The sequence below is a fragment of the Legionella sp. PATHC035 genome (assembly GCF_026191115.1).
GTDB lineage: Bacteria > Pseudomonadota > Gammaproteobacteria > Legionellales > Legionellaceae > Legionella.
In genome coordinates this window covers 2,251,819-2,266,003 of the sequence record NZ_JAPHOT010000001.1, presented here as the reverse complement: position 1 = coordinate 2,266,003, position 14,185 = coordinate 2,251,819, and the positions used below count along the sequence as shown (strand labels likewise).

The window sequence follows — 14,185 nt, the reverse complement described above, 5'->3', positions numbered from 1 at the left end:
ATTTCCTTAATATTCTCTCACTTGTTTTAACTGTGCGCGCATCGCTTGATGCGCATGGCTTACATCTACAGAATTAGATACCTCGGCAACGCCTACACGCCACCAGGTTTGATAACCATGACTCATGGTTTTAGGTAATATGGGTAAGACGATCACTGACGAATGTTTTTCATGACGTGCCGCATCCAGAGCCACAGGCAATTGCTCATAAGAATCTACAAAAAAGGTTTTTGCCCCTAACCCTTCGGCGTACTTACAAAAATCAATTGGTAGATATTCTCCAGACAACTGATGGGTTTGCTCTTCCCGAAAGCGAAACTCATTACCAAAACCTTGACTTCCTTGACTTTCCTGTAAGTTTCTAATGCATTGAAAACCATGATTATTAAAGAGAATGATCGTCATTTTTTGATGTTCTTGAATGCTGGTAAGCAACTCTGAATGCATCATCACAAAACTCCCATCGCCTACGAGTACGTAAACCTCACCCTTATTGTTAGCTTGCGCCAAGCGCACGCCTAAACCTGCAGCGACTTCATAACCCATGCAGGAATAAGCATATTCCAGATGATAATCTTTGGGTTTTTTCGATTTCCAAAGACGATGCAAGTCACCAGGCAAACTACCTGCCGCACCGATAATAACATCCTCATCCGTTACCATCTCGTTTAACATAGTAATCACTTTGGCTTGTGATAACCCCTCTTGCTCAGCATGGGGCACCGCACCGATACGCTTTAATTCCTGTTGCCATTCATGCTGATAGTGTTTTACGCCTTGCTGATATTCTTTAGATGTTTGATAAACCCCTAGTTTTTTCCCTAGTTGCTCTAAACCTGTTTTCGCATCGCCTTTCAACATCAAACCATTCATTTTGATCGCATCAAAACGAGACACATTCAGATGAATGATACGACATTCTTCATTTTTAAAACCCCATTTAGATGCGGTTGTAAAATCTTGTAGCCGTGAACCAATCACTAAAATAACATCCGCTTGCGCAGCAAGCACATTTGCGACTTCAGAGCCAGTGACTCCTATTCCACCCACATTCATGGAATGACTCGCTGGCAAAGCACTTTTACCAGCCTGGGTTTCCGCAACTGGAATTTTATGATGTGCGGCAAATTGCGCTAAAGCCTCAGTAGCCAATGAATAATGCACCCCTCCCCCTGCAATAATGAGTGGTTTTTTTGCTTTTAGAAGCAATTGGCTTGCTTCCTCAAGGGCGCGCTCACTAACGGCTTCTCGATCAATATGCCAAAGACGTTTGTTAAAAAAAGAGGCCTCATAATCATAGGCCTCGGATTGCACATCTTGAGGAAGACAGAGGGTGACTGTACCCGTTTCAGCAGGATCAGTTAAAACCCTCATCGCATTAAGGCATGCCGTCATTAATTGCTCCGGCCGAGTAATCCGGTCCCAATATTTACTGACGGGTTTGAAGCAATCATTGACCGAGAGCGTGTAATCATAGGCCACTTCAAGTTGTTGCAATACGGGATCTGGCTGTCTGCAGCTGAATGTATCGCCTGGAAGCAACAGCAAAGGAATTCTGTTCGTAGTTGCTGTTGCCGCAGCGGTAATCATATTGGTCGCCCCCGGTCCTATTGATGAGGTACAGGCAAAAATACTTAATCTGTTTTTTTGTTTTGCATAGGCGGTAGCAGCATGAGCCATTCCTTGTTCATTATGGCCTTGGTAATAGGTCAAGCCATAATTATCGTATTCAAGTGCCTCACCTAAACCCGTGACATTACCATGACCAAAAATTCCAAAAACCCCTGCGACAAATTGATGTTCTTTACTATCCATGACAACATATTGATTCGCTAAAAACCGTAATAAAGCCTGAGCCATTGTTAATCGAATTTTCATAAACATCCCTTAATATTGTTTATTTTTCCGGACTTTTACTCCCCCCCCTCCACTACCTCCCGCGGCGTGTTCGCGGGCTCCAGAGACTGTTGCTCTAGAAAGAACTTGGAGTGCCTCAATGCCTCATTCTGAATAACGCACATAAAGTGCGGTAAGGAGGCTCTAGACACATCGGTGGTCTAAGTCTTCCTCCAAACCCTATTATTTGCTTTACTGGTTCTCGTCCATTCATGCTCTTTAATAAAAGTGGGTATCGTATAGGGGTTGTCTTTTAAATGCCGTATAAACCAAAGGGTATAAAGCGCATATCCCGGCGCCGCGCAATGAGCATGGCTCTGACCCTTTGCAATGTGATAGGTATCATAATTTTCGATGCGCAAAATCTCTTTCCCATTCTCCGCAAATGCATAGCCTTGAGGTTCAGAAAAACGGTAATGGTAGATTTCAGGTTGGTCATGATAGTGGGAGGGATAACTTGACCAACGTCCTTGGAAGGTAATGATTTCGCCCACCACTAAATTAGACTCGGGTCTATTGCGCTTATCAAATACTGTCCTCACAATGCGGTAGGAGCTGTCCTCCAAAATATCTTTCCCACGATTATCTAATTCCAAAAGATTCGCCTGGTTAAATAATAAGGGAGCAAAGGAAGCGTCATTCTGAGTTTCAATCAATAAAATTTCACAATCGCTCAAAGCTTCAACCGAAGCGCTTTGGCCTGAAGGACAATGTAAAACAATAGGCTCTTGAGAAAAATAATCGAACCGCTCCGCATGTTGGCTTTGATGTGCGTAATGAAATACGACTTTTCCAATCATTAATAAAGCCGCAAATTCATACTGCGCATTAAATAAATATTTTTGTCCCGCATCTAATTTGAGCGAGCTAAAATTCATGCCGCTATCAGAGAGGGGGGGCATAGTAACAATTGCATTCGCTCCCCGAGCAAAACCTTGTGGGTTTTTAATCAACATCTGTGGATTATTCGTCACGTTCTTTTGATGTAATTGGCTCAAAGAGGCACTGTTCCAAATCTGCGGCTCCGCATCAAAATGTTGAATAAAATAATCTAATTCTTCTTTATAGGGTATGGCTGGAGCACAACCATGACGGGTGACGACTAAAGCGCCACAGGCATTTGCCTGAGTCGTAGCGAGTTCCCAAGATCCTCCTTGTAACAACGCCGATAAGAGTCCCGCCATGAATCCATCGCCGGCTCCCAATACATTAAGGACTTCAACAGGAAATGGTTGCGAGGATAAAGGTTGGCTGTTGCCTGCAAAATAGACCTCCGCTCCTTTTTCACCTCGTTTGAGTACGACAGGAGCCTGAGTCAATGCCCTGATGTTCTTAAGCGCAGTATGAACCTCATCACAGCCACCCGCAATACAAATTTCTTCTTCAGTGCCGACGATTAAATCACAAAAAGGCACGATGCCTTGGTAGGTTTTAGTTACTTTTTGACTGGAGCAGTATCGCGTTTCCCCATTCCCGCGCGCGGTCAATCCCCAAAGCACAGGACGATAATCCAGATCGAGCACTACGGCAGTTTCAGCCTGTCTTGCGAGCTGCATCACTTCTGCTGTAGTGTGCAACATGGCATCTGTCGATAAACCTGTACCCGTAATTAGAATCGCTTTGGTCTGTTGTAATAGATCCTTGTTAATTTGCCGCGACTTAATTTGCATGTCGGCACAATCAGTACGATAAAACATTAAGGGAAAGTCATGGGGTGGCTTAATGCCCAGCAGTACGAGTCCAGTCAAATGATCTTCGCTTTCATATAATAAATCAGTATTGACGCCCTCAAGTTCTAATTCTTGTTTTAAAAATCGACCCATCTCATCCTGGCCAACGCAAGAAAACATCATGCACTTCAACCCAAGACGTGCCACTCCTACAGCAATATTTCCAGCGCAACCGCCTAAATATTTTCTAAAACTCTGTGCCTCACTGAGCGATACACCAATTTGTTCTGCATATAGATCAACAGCCACACGTCCCATACAAATCAAATCAACAGGTCTTTTCACATCATAATAAAATGGTGGGTAAGTCATAGGTCCTCAACTCAAAGAAACAGGCAACTTGGTCACTAAAGATTGTTTCGCTGCTTGAGCGATACGCAAAGCCTGTAAACCATCCCTTCCAGAAACCGGACTTGGACTGTTATGCAGCCAGGCATTATAGAAAGAATTCAATTCTGCCCTAAACGCTTGATGATACCGTTCTAGAAAAAAGTATTCGGGATTCGCTTGCTCTGTGACCGCATTGGCGTAATGCATCACAGAATGCTTCAGATGGTTATTGGCGATTAACATCCCTTCCTTGCCAAATACCTCAATCCGTTGATCATATCCATAAACGGCCTGGCGACTGTTATCAATTACTCCTAATCCACCATTAGCGAAACGCATTTGGATAATTGCCGTATCGATGTCGTCCAATGCTTCAAAATCAGGATTAATCAGCACAGCGCCCGTCGCATACACTTCGACGACTTCCGATTGCGTCAGAAAACGTACCATATCAAAATCATGGATGGTCATATCCAGGAACAGGCCACCTGAGGTTGCACAATATTCTTTTGTCGGACAAACCGGATCGCGCGAAGTAATTTTAACAAGATGCACTGCACCAATTTCACCCGCTTGAACTTGTCTTTGTAAATGGGAAAAACTGGGGTCAAATCGACGATTAAAACCAAGTTGCAGTAAGGTATTGTTCGCCTGAACTATTTTTAGTACCCCCAAAATTTCTTCTTCATGCAAGCCAATTGGTTTTTCACAGAAAATAGCCTTGCCCGCTTCGCTTACTGCTTTAATCTGTTCCACATGCAAATTCGATGGGGAAGCAATCAAAATGGCATCTAAATTGGGATGCGCAAGCACTTCCTCAAATTGAGTATATTGACCGGCAATAGACAATTTATCCGCCCATGCTTTATTCAGATAAGGATCAGCTATCGCCTGTAACTCAAATTGAGGCAAATGATATTTGATATTTTCTGCATGTAATTTACCGATTCGTCCCGCACCAATGACTCCTATACGACACGTTCTTTGTTGATTTGTACTGTCCATTTCTAATCTCTCACCCATTCAAATTGGTTTGTTTTTATTCCCGATAATTCTTGACCTATATCTCTGATTTTCTTACCCGCCAACAAATTTTTTTCTATTTTTTCCAAGGAAGTTCCCGTTGTCTCGGGTACAAAATAATAAATAAAGAAGAAAGCCGCAAAGCATAATGAACCAAATAAAACAAAAGTAAGTACACCTAAATTTTGGTAAATTGCCAAGAAGGATATCGAAACTACAAAATTGGCCCCCCATTGCACCACTGTGGCAATGCTCATTGCTAAACCACGGACAGATACAGGATAAATTTCAGAGATCAGGACCCAGAATAAAGAGCCGACACTGATGCAATAACCCATCACATAGATTGATAAAGCACCCAAAATCCAAAATTTTTGACTCGGTACTTCCAGATTAAATAACAAGCCAACCGCAAAAAGACTCAGTGCCGCGATCAGCGTACCGGCTAACAATAAGAAACGTCGGCCTAGTTTATCGACATAAAATAAAGTCAGTAATGTAAATGAAAAATTAACAACCCCCATACAAAAAGTAGCTAAAATGGCATTGGAAATCGGATAAAATCCGGCTGATTCAAAGATCACTGGCCCGTAATACATCACCGCATTTATTCCTGAAAATTGTTGAAAGATTCCTAAAGCGATCCCTACAGCAAGAACAAAAATAATCGGCGGCTTCAATAAAAGATTAAATTGGGGCTGAACTTCATTCAAATTCCGCTGGATTTCATCCATTTCTTTTTGAACGTTATAGCCCGAAGGACGAATCCGTTTTAAGGCATACAGTGCCTTATCGATGCCATATTTTTTCATGAGCCAACGCGGTGAATGAGGAACAAAATGCATTCCTATAAATAAAACCAAGGCAGGAATAGTGCCCATGGCAAATAAAAGTCGCCAGCTGTTTGCAGCGTAATCATGAAAAAAATAGCCTATTAAATAGGCGATAGCCTGACCAAAAGTAATCGCTAAGCCATTAATTAATATTAAAGTTCCTCTGCGATTAGGTGGCGCGATTTCAGCGATAAATAATGGCGCAATGTAAGAAGCGATACCAATACAAATGCCGATGATGAATCGCCCGATTAATAAAAGCGTGAGCTCATGCGTCAGTGCGCAAAGAAGCGTTCCAAAAATAAAACCTAAAGCAACGGTTTTTAACAGATAACGCCGACTGAGTTTATCCGCAAAAAGTCCACTGAAAGGAATGCCCAAAACGCAACCGAGCAAACTGATACTCACCACCTGAGACCATTGCCATTCTGAGAGAGATAATTGGAGCATGACCTGATCCTTCACATCGGCAATCACACTGGAATCAAAACCAAATAAAAAACCACCGAATCCGGCAATCAAGGCAACAAAAAAAACAAATGAATTAACTCCTTCATTCATAGTATCACTTTCCCTAGCTTTACTTAATCGCTGCTGATGTTATCACCGTATATGGTGAATAAATAGATGGTAAGTCAGAATAAATCTCACTGAGGCCAGCCTTAAAATTGTACTAGACCCTTCGCACCTGTTATTTGCTCGACTGATGCGCGCCCCAAAGTTGTCATAGGTACTTTCTTCTTATAAACTCTGTTCGGTAACATTCACATTTTAAAATAATGGGCCGGATGATCAGCGAAATGGCTGAGCATGTTCGGTTAGGTACGACATGATGTAAATGGACACGGTCGGTTATCAATCAACAAGGAATGCATCATGAGGACCTATCAATTGTTTCGAAAAATGATCATCATTTTTTATTTAGGAAGCGTTGTATTATCCCTTGGTTCGTGTGCAGGCAATAAAAACGCCATTCCCCAGAATGTCGCGGGAGAAGAATACGGAACAAACGACTACGGTGGATGGCGTTAAAGTGAAATTTGACCTCAATCGCGTTGTCAGTGACAATCATTCACTCTCTTTGGTTTCCATTTTAAAGGACATGTACCTCTTATGAGAATTCATTTGTTCCTGTTTGCCTTAGTCTATTGTGTCGTTGTTCAAGCAAAACCAATGATTGCTTTTGAACGTAATGGTTCCATTTGGACTGCCTCCCTTGATGGCAGTCAAGTCCAAAAAGTAACCCAGGGGTACATCCCAGAAATTTCTCCTGACGGGAAATATATTGCCTACAACGTAATGGATAATAGCCCATCAGCGAACCGTTACCTCGCTATAGTGGAGCTTGCATCAGGTAAGGTAGCCCAATTGAAAAATATGCCTTCGGCAAATAATTTCAATCCGGTATGGTCGCCTGATAGCAAAAAATTACTGTTCAATACATTTGTAGACAGTCATTGGCATCTGGCCTTAATCAATATCGATGGGAGTGATTATCGCATCATCAAGAATACTGAAGATGAATACAGCCCTGCCTGGGCTGCAGATGGAAAATCCTTTCTCAGTCATGATATTGAATCAATTTATTGGATGGATTTTGAAGGTAATCTAATAAAGAAATGGTCACTCAATGCAATAATTCCTCACGGCATGATGAGCAGTGGCTCCCGTATTCACGTCGCACCCAATGGAAAAACGTTGATAATGGACATAGATATGGATGAAAACATCGACAGGAAAAACTGGGATGAACCGCCGCCGGCCATTTGGACACTTGACCTTGCCTCAGGAAAGGCCATACGAATTACTCCTAAAGGCATGCTGGCGTGGAGTCCTTTTTGGATTAATTCTGAAACCTTTGTTTTTCTGGAACAAGGTGTAAAAGAGAACTCCCCTTCATTGCATCGTGGGTCGCTAAAAAATCCATCCGAATCACTGGTATTAAAGAATGTGCAAACGCCCAGCGTTTCAAACTAATTTATAACTTTTTTCTCAAGTCATTTAAGGTAACCCGAATTAAAGACTCATGATGCGGGATTTGCGCTTGTCAATGCTGGACGAGCCTCATTTGCTGCAGTGCGGTAAAAAAATACTCATCAAACGATGTTTTTTGTATTTTATCTACTATACTCTCTAGTAATTGAGCTCAATAACTATACAGGTTGTATTAAAGATGTTTTCGTCGTTGTATTCATTTCACACACTTATCCATCAAATAATTCAGCATAAAAATAAAAATCCGCAAAAGGTTGCCTATCGATTTATCAACAAGGATCGCGAATCGGGTTCCATAACCTACGATGAGTTATGTCGCCAGGTTTTTCATTTGGGGTCCCAAATCCAGCAAAGAGCAAACCCCCAAGACCGGGTAATACTGTGTGCGCAACCTGGTTTGGATTTTATTGTGGGCTTTTATGCGTGTCTTGCTACAGGAACGATAGCAGTCCCGCTGATCCCCCCTCTCAATAAAATGATGATGAGTCGATTTTTACATATCATCCATAATGTCGAAGCTCAATTAATTCTATTTGATAAAAAAACGTCACACATGTTGCGTATCGATCAACAGACCAATCAGTTTATGCCCTATTTATTAAAGCCATTTCTAAGGGAATCAAGTGTTCATGAACATTTATTGCATCAACTGAAAGAGACACGTCTTGATACCTTATTTATTGACCCCTCCCATGAAGTAACTCCACCCTCAGAAATTGTTTATCCCTGCGCAGAAAACGATGTCGCATTCATTCAATATACTTCTGGATCTACTTCTGACCCCAAAGGGGTTTTAGTTACCCATGCTAATCTTATGGATAACTCATGCATTATTAAAGAAATGTGTCAAAGTCCGGAAATGAACTCTGAAGATATGATTACCTACTCCTGGCTCCCCCCTTATCATGACATGGGCTTAATTGCGGGAATTATCCAACCCACTTATGCGGGTGGAACCTCTATCATATTACCGACCTTAGATTTTATTCAGCGCCCTGCACGTTGGGTTGAGGGAATCTCCAAATACCGTTGCAACCTCACCGGGGGCCCTAATTTTGCCTATGAATTATGTGCTTCAAAAACACCTGAAGATATACTGAATCAGCTGGATTTAAGTTGTTTACTTGTCGCTGCCAATGGAGCAGAACCAATTCACTATAAAACAATGGAACTGTTTTATCATACTTTTGCTAAAGCAGGCCTCAAACGAAATGTCATCTTACCCTGTTATGGCCTAGCTGAGTCTACACTGATGGTATCTGGTAAATCATGCTTGACTGACGATATAACCTTTTCAGTCAATAAGAAAAAATTAAAACATAATCGTGTTGAGGCCTGTGACATCGAAACAGAAAAAACGGTTCTTGTAAGCTCCGGACGACCACGAATGCCTTTAAAAATAGTGAATCCCGATGAGCAGAACGAATGTGCTTCCTTAGAGATTGGAGAAATTTGGATACAAAGCCGCTCTGTAGCCAAAGGTTATTACAATAACCCCGATGAAACAGAGCACGCATTTCATGCTCGTATAAAATATAAACCCGAAGAAGGGCAATACCTGCGAACAGGTGATCTTGGTTTTTTATATCAGAATGAATTGTATGTATGTGGGCGAATAAAAAACATGATCATTATTCGAGGTCAAAATTATTATCCCCATGATATGGAACTAGCCGTTGCTCATGCGGATCCTTCAATTCGCAAAAGCTGTGTTGTGGCCTATGCAAGTCAATTTAATCATGAAGAGGGAGTGGTTATTGTCGCTGAGGTAAAAGCAAACACTGATCCCCAAACTTATCTTGAAATAACCATTAATATCAATCAAATGCTCGCCCAGGAAATTCATCTTGCAGCGAAACAAATCCTATTAGTACCCCCCAAATCAATTCCTAAGACCACCAGTGGTAAATTACAGCGAATCAAATGCAAAGAACTCATAGAGGGAAATAAAATTATCCCTTTATTCTCTTATTATGCTCCAGATGATTTAAAAGAAATGAATCAGTCTTATCAGAAATTGGAAAATCAACTGCTGTCCATTCTTGAAAATACATCAGAGGACAAACGCCCAAAACTTTTGCAAAATTATCTGCAACAGCTGGTTAAAGAGGTGGCGCATTTACCGAAAGAGACGGTGATTGATCCACAGCGTCGTTTTTTGGAATTGGGCCTTGACTCGGTAATGTTCATTGAATTTAAAAACACGCTGCAAAAGCTTTTAGGAGATAGGGTCACTCTAACGAATGAGTTATTTTTTGAAAACGATCATCTTGCATCACTGAGTCATTATCTTTTAGAGCAACTGCAATTTATAAAACCGCTTGCATCATCGTTACCCGCTAAAAATTTGCATCAGGATATCCATTTTGAGGGAGGAGAGCATGCCGTCTTGTTATTATACGGGCTGAGTGGTACGCCGCTTGAATTAATGTATTTAGCCAGAAATCTCAATCAACAAGGTTATAGCATTGAAATTCCTCATATTGATGGCTATGCCTATCTTAAAGATAAAAACACCAATGTCCCTCATGAAGAATGGGTAGAATCAATCGCGCACTATTTTCAGCGCATGAAAAAAAAATATAAAACCGTTTCCGTTGGAGGTTTATGCGTGGGTTCTATTCTCAGTCTCAAACTTGCCGCATTGTTTCCCTCACAGGTTAAATCGTTGATCATTCTTTCCCCCTCCTTTTTTTATGATGGTTGGGCCGTTCCCTGGTATTCTTTTTTATCGCCGATTATCTATCACACCCCGCTGAAATATTTCTTTTATTATAAAGAAAAGGCACCTTATGGCATTAAAAATGAAGAAACAAGAAAAATGATTGCAGATGAAATGCAGGAAAATCGATACTCAATTACTGGCGGCTCAAAGATATCCTATTACCGCCTCTATGAGGCACAGCGATTAAACAAAAACGTAAAACGACATTTAGCGAATATCAATTGTCCTGTTCTGATGATCCATGCCGCTGAAGATGAAACCGCAAGTGTTCGAAATGTACGATTTCTAGAAAAAAAGCTTCAATCTAAAACCAAGAAAAAAGTCATCTTAACCAACAGTTATCATATTGTTACAGCAGATAACGACAAAGATATAGTCGTTCATGAAACCATTAATTTTCTGAGACAAAATGTAACTGAATGAGGTCCTCTTGAATGGGATGGTTTTAAGGGTACATTCATGATAGCTTTAAGGAATCAATACACCTAATCGCTCCAATATCATGAATCATCGGATTATTAAAAGCATTTTATGCAGTCTACTGTTCACCTACTCAACTTTTGGTTTTCCTCAAACACATAGGGACAGTGTCTCTAAAGAAGAAGTGAACGGTACCTTTATTATGCATTTTCCTGCCCCTCATCATGATGTTGCCAATACGCTGACTGTCCATGCATTGGGTGGTGGAAAAATTAATATTTCTTTTCAGTTAATCTACCCTTATATGGCCAATGGAACGCTTCAAGCCAATACTGGAGAACTATCCGGCATAGCCCGTATTAAGGGGGATACTGCCATTTACTCTTCCTCTGAATTTGGCCAATGTACCATTACCATAACCTTCATCAAGCCAGGAATGGTGTCTGTAAAACAGGAAGGTGCTGATTTTGATTGTGGTTTTGGACATAATGTCTACGCCAATGGAATTTATTATAAAAAATAGCCAATTATTTCGAATCTTCCAGTCGACGCGAAGGGATTCAGTTGCTTTCGTGGAGTGATTATGATTTGATTTTACTAAAGGGAATTCACTGGCAAGTATAATGATATACGTCCTTTATTTGTTTCTCTTAATCAGTCTACTGATTGTATTGAAACTTAAGTTGATATCATTTAATCAAATTCCGTCCTTATCCTACTTTACATCAAAACGTAATGCCTTAGAGCATGAAGATTTATTAACTCTTTTTGATAAATTTAATTATGAACATGGCGATGGAGTCTGCCATGGTTTTACATTAACCTGGGCACAGGAAGCAGCCCTAGGGTTAGATTATCAATTTTATAATCGACTTAACATAATTAAAAAAGAAAAGGCAACCTTACCCCATACCTTACATACAATTACTGAAAAAATAAAAGCGAGTCTGTCATTAAGCAAAAAAGAGCGAAAACTCAATGAAATCAAGCCTTTTCTTGAAGCCATCTGCCTGGCTCAATCTCCCGATGATTATGCTGAGATTTATGCCCAATCAATCCAGCAGTCCGACATCGATATCATTTATAAGATGATTCAATTGAACCTAAGTAGAAATCAAAATAGCGTTAAAAATCTTTTCAGTAAAACAATGAGCTTCGCATCCCCCAAAGAGGTTAATGATTTTTTTCAACAACTTAATGTGCTCCTCAACGCGAGAAATCAAGTCGTGGTGGTATGCAGCAGCGAAGAACATACGGTGGGCTTTAAAAAGCAGAGAGACAATACGTGGTTATTTTTAGATATCAATCACTTGTATGAACAAACTGAGGAATACCCCTATCAACTTCTAACGAGTGAGGAGCTGGTCCCCATTTTGTATCAATCCCTTTTTGAAACCAGCAAGCATTTAATAGTGCATTGCTCTTTCATTGCAAAAACCGGTCAGCGAAGATTAACTGAACATCTCCGGGGGCTTGATTCATTATACCCTATCGACTCAAAAAGCCTCTTAATCACCAATTGTCGAGGTTACGGAGCGCTTGCTTTAGCCGTGCAAAATGATGATCGCAAAACCGTACGCGAACTACTGCACTTAGATAAAAAATCCCCGGTAATCAGTCAATCCGAATTAGAACATGCGCTCTTTTATGCCGCAGCATGCAATCGAGCAGACATTATGAATCAACTCAAAAATATTCCTAAAATGAACCTCAACCAAACTTGCGATCAGGCAGGGAATTCTGCACTTGGAATTGCTTGTAAATATGGCAATGAGGCCATTGTGAAACTGCTACTTCGTGATAACCGAATTGAAGTGAACTCAACAAACGCATCGGGAATGACCCCCTTGATGTTAGCCTGCAAATCCTCCTACACACACAAGAAGCCTGCACTCTTTCAAATGCTTTTAGCAGCAGGAGCCAACGCCGAACTTACGAACAGCCATGAAAACACAGCTTACGACATCGCTAAGAAACATGATAATCAAACGGCTTTGCAAATTATAGGCTTCTCTCAGACTAAACCGGCTCCGCAACTCAGTTCTGCTCTAGTAAACAGCCAGAATTGCGGAAGATCAAAACATGGAACCATAGTTTCATTTTTTCTAAAGACACCGGAGAAATCGATAATGAAATCCTCACCAGAAGAGTGCGACAGTACAATGGAAACGCAAAGCACACATGCGGCTCAAACAGAAATTTCCTATCCTTAAATCACGTTCATGATTCAATTAGTTCTGTCATTTCTTAGATCAACTTCTCTGATTTTAGGTCGTTCCGCTTACACTGCTCACACAACCCTTTAATTTCTACAGTACAATTGATTATTGAAAATTCGATTGAATTTGCAAATTCTGTAACCGCCGCGAAATCAATAATACATTCTAATTCTTTGACAAAATCACATTGATTGCAAATCAGAAATTGCGCCTGCCCCACATGATGTCCATGCAAACAAGCTACATAGGATTTAAGGCTATCAATACAATGAATAAACCCTTCTTGATGCCAAAATTGAATCGCACGATACACGGTAGGGGGTTTTGGATTCTCAATTTGTTGGGATAATCTTTGCAGAATGTCATAAGCACCAAGAGGTTTTCTCGCATCCGCCAATATTTTAAGGACACGCTCTCTAGGCTCTGTAAATCGGTAGCCATGTTTCATACAATGCTTATAGGCCTTATCCAACAAAGTGCATTTCATCAATCATTTTTATTTAAAGTGCTCGAATATTCTATTATACCACAGTCATTACTGTCTGTTTACCATTCTGCTGTCTTGGTCATAAACAAGGTCAACATCGAATACAGTGAGGGGCTTGCACGCTGAAATACCATTTTGCGATAAGAGCGCGTGCTTGGTTGAAGTGAACATCGGTGTTTAAACCGACCTTATTTTACAAAAAAACAATTAAATTCATTGTAAAAATTATTTTGGTTTAAAAATCATTAAAAGTGTCTTGTTCTTTGGCAAGAGAATGTTACAATGTAACACTTTTTTGATATTAGAATGTTTAGCAGTCACTACTCTGACGATTTTTTAGCAGAAAACTCTTTGCTGAACCAGAGTCAAAATCGAATCGTTAGGTTTAAAAAGTACTGTAATGGTCATGATATGTCTGAAATTAATATTGACGTACAACTGATAAAGTCAGGAAAGCTCTCTACCGGTGGGCTTTTACAAAAAGTGGATAGTTACCCCTCATTAACATCTATATGTCCTATAAATGG

General features: G+C 40.6%; 10 protein-coding genes. 5 read left to right on the top strand and 5 right to left on the bottom strand.

What is annotated here, in order from left to right; translation table 11 throughout:
- Positions 1-6 precede the first annotated feature (6 nt).
- The 4 genes from iolD to OQJ13_RS09950 all read right to left on the bottom strand — a co-directional run bounded on the left by iolD (position 7) and on the right by OQJ13_RS09950 (position 6,373).
- A complete protein-coding gene (gene iolD / locus OQJ13_RS09965) occupies positions 7-1,878 on the bottom strand; it encodes a 3D-(3,5/4)-trihydroxycyclohexane-1,2-dione acylhydrolase (decyclizing) (RefSeq protein ID WP_265710697.1) in 1,872 nt (623 codons plus the stop codon).
- Between the two features lie 179 nt (positions 1,879-2,057).
- Positions 2,058-3,938 carry a 5-dehydro-2-deoxygluconokinase gene (iolC, locus tag OQJ13_RS09960; RefSeq protein ID WP_265710696.1) on the bottom strand — a complete coding sequence of 627 codons (1,881 nt, stop codon included), beginning with the start codon at positions 3,936-3,938 and terminating at the stop codon, positions 2,058-2,060.
- Positions 3,939-3,944: 6 nt separating this feature from the next.
- Positions 3,945-4,961: an inositol 2-dehydrogenase gene (gene iolG / locus OQJ13_RS09955; protein ID WP_265710695.1), complete on the bottom strand. Its 1,017-nt coding sequence runs from the start codon at positions 4,959-4,961 to the stop codon at positions 3,945-3,947.
- A 2-nt stretch (positions 4,962-4,963) separates the two neighbouring features.
- Entirely contained in the window at positions 4,964-6,373 is a 1,410-nt protein-coding gene (locus OQJ13_RS09950) for a sugar porter family MFS transporter (RefSeq protein WP_265710694.1), read from the bottom strand.
- A 315-nt stretch (positions 6,374-6,688) separates the two neighbouring features.
- Here OQJ13_RS09950 and OQJ13_RS09945 point away from each other — a divergent pair, with 315 nt between their 5' ends.
- The 5 genes from OQJ13_RS09945 to ankG all read left to right on the top strand — a co-directional run bounded on the left by OQJ13_RS09945 (position 6,689) and on the right by ankG (position 13,165).
- Positions 6,689-6,844, top strand: coding sequence for a hypothetical protein (locus tag OQJ13_RS09945; RefSeq protein ID WP_265710693.1), 156 nt, complete (start codon positions 6,689-6,691; stop codon positions 6,842-6,844).
- 81 nt (positions 6,845-6,925) lie between these two features.
- Positions 6,926-7,789, top strand: a complete 864-nt coding sequence (locus OQJ13_RS09940; RefSeq protein ID WP_265710692.1) for a TolB family protein — start codon at positions 6,926-6,928, stop codon at positions 7,787-7,789.
- A gap of 196 nt (positions 7,790-7,985) precedes the next feature.
- On the top strand, positions 7,986-10,955 hold the full coding sequence (locus OQJ13_RS09935; RefSeq protein ID WP_265710691.1) for an alpha/beta fold hydrolase: 2,970 nt from the start codon (positions 7,986-7,988) through the stop codon (positions 10,953-10,955).
- Between the two features lie 79 nt (positions 10,956-11,034).
- On the top strand, positions 11,035-11,475 hold the full coding sequence (locus OQJ13_RS09930) for a hypothetical protein (protein WP_265710690.1): 441 nt from the start codon (positions 11,035-11,037) through the stop codon (positions 11,473-11,475).
- A gap of 100 nt (positions 11,476-11,575) precedes the next feature.
- Complete coding sequence (ankG, locus tag OQJ13_RS09925) at positions 11,576-13,165, top strand: Dot/Icm T4SS effector AnkG/AnkZ/LegA7 (RefSeq protein ID WP_265710689.1); 1,590 nt, start codon at positions 11,576-11,578, stop codon at positions 13,163-13,165.
- A 34-nt stretch (positions 13,166-13,199) separates the two neighbouring features.
- On the opposite strand, the gene OQJ13_RS09920 is transcribed toward ankG, so the two are convergent.
- The gene (locus tag OQJ13_RS09920) at positions 13,200-13,658 is read right to left on the bottom strand and encodes a Fur family transcriptional regulator (RefSeq protein WP_265710688.1); all 459 of its coding nucleotides are present in this window, start codon (positions 13,656-13,658) and stop codon (positions 13,200-13,202) included.
- Positions 13,659-14,185 lie beyond the last annotated feature (527 nt).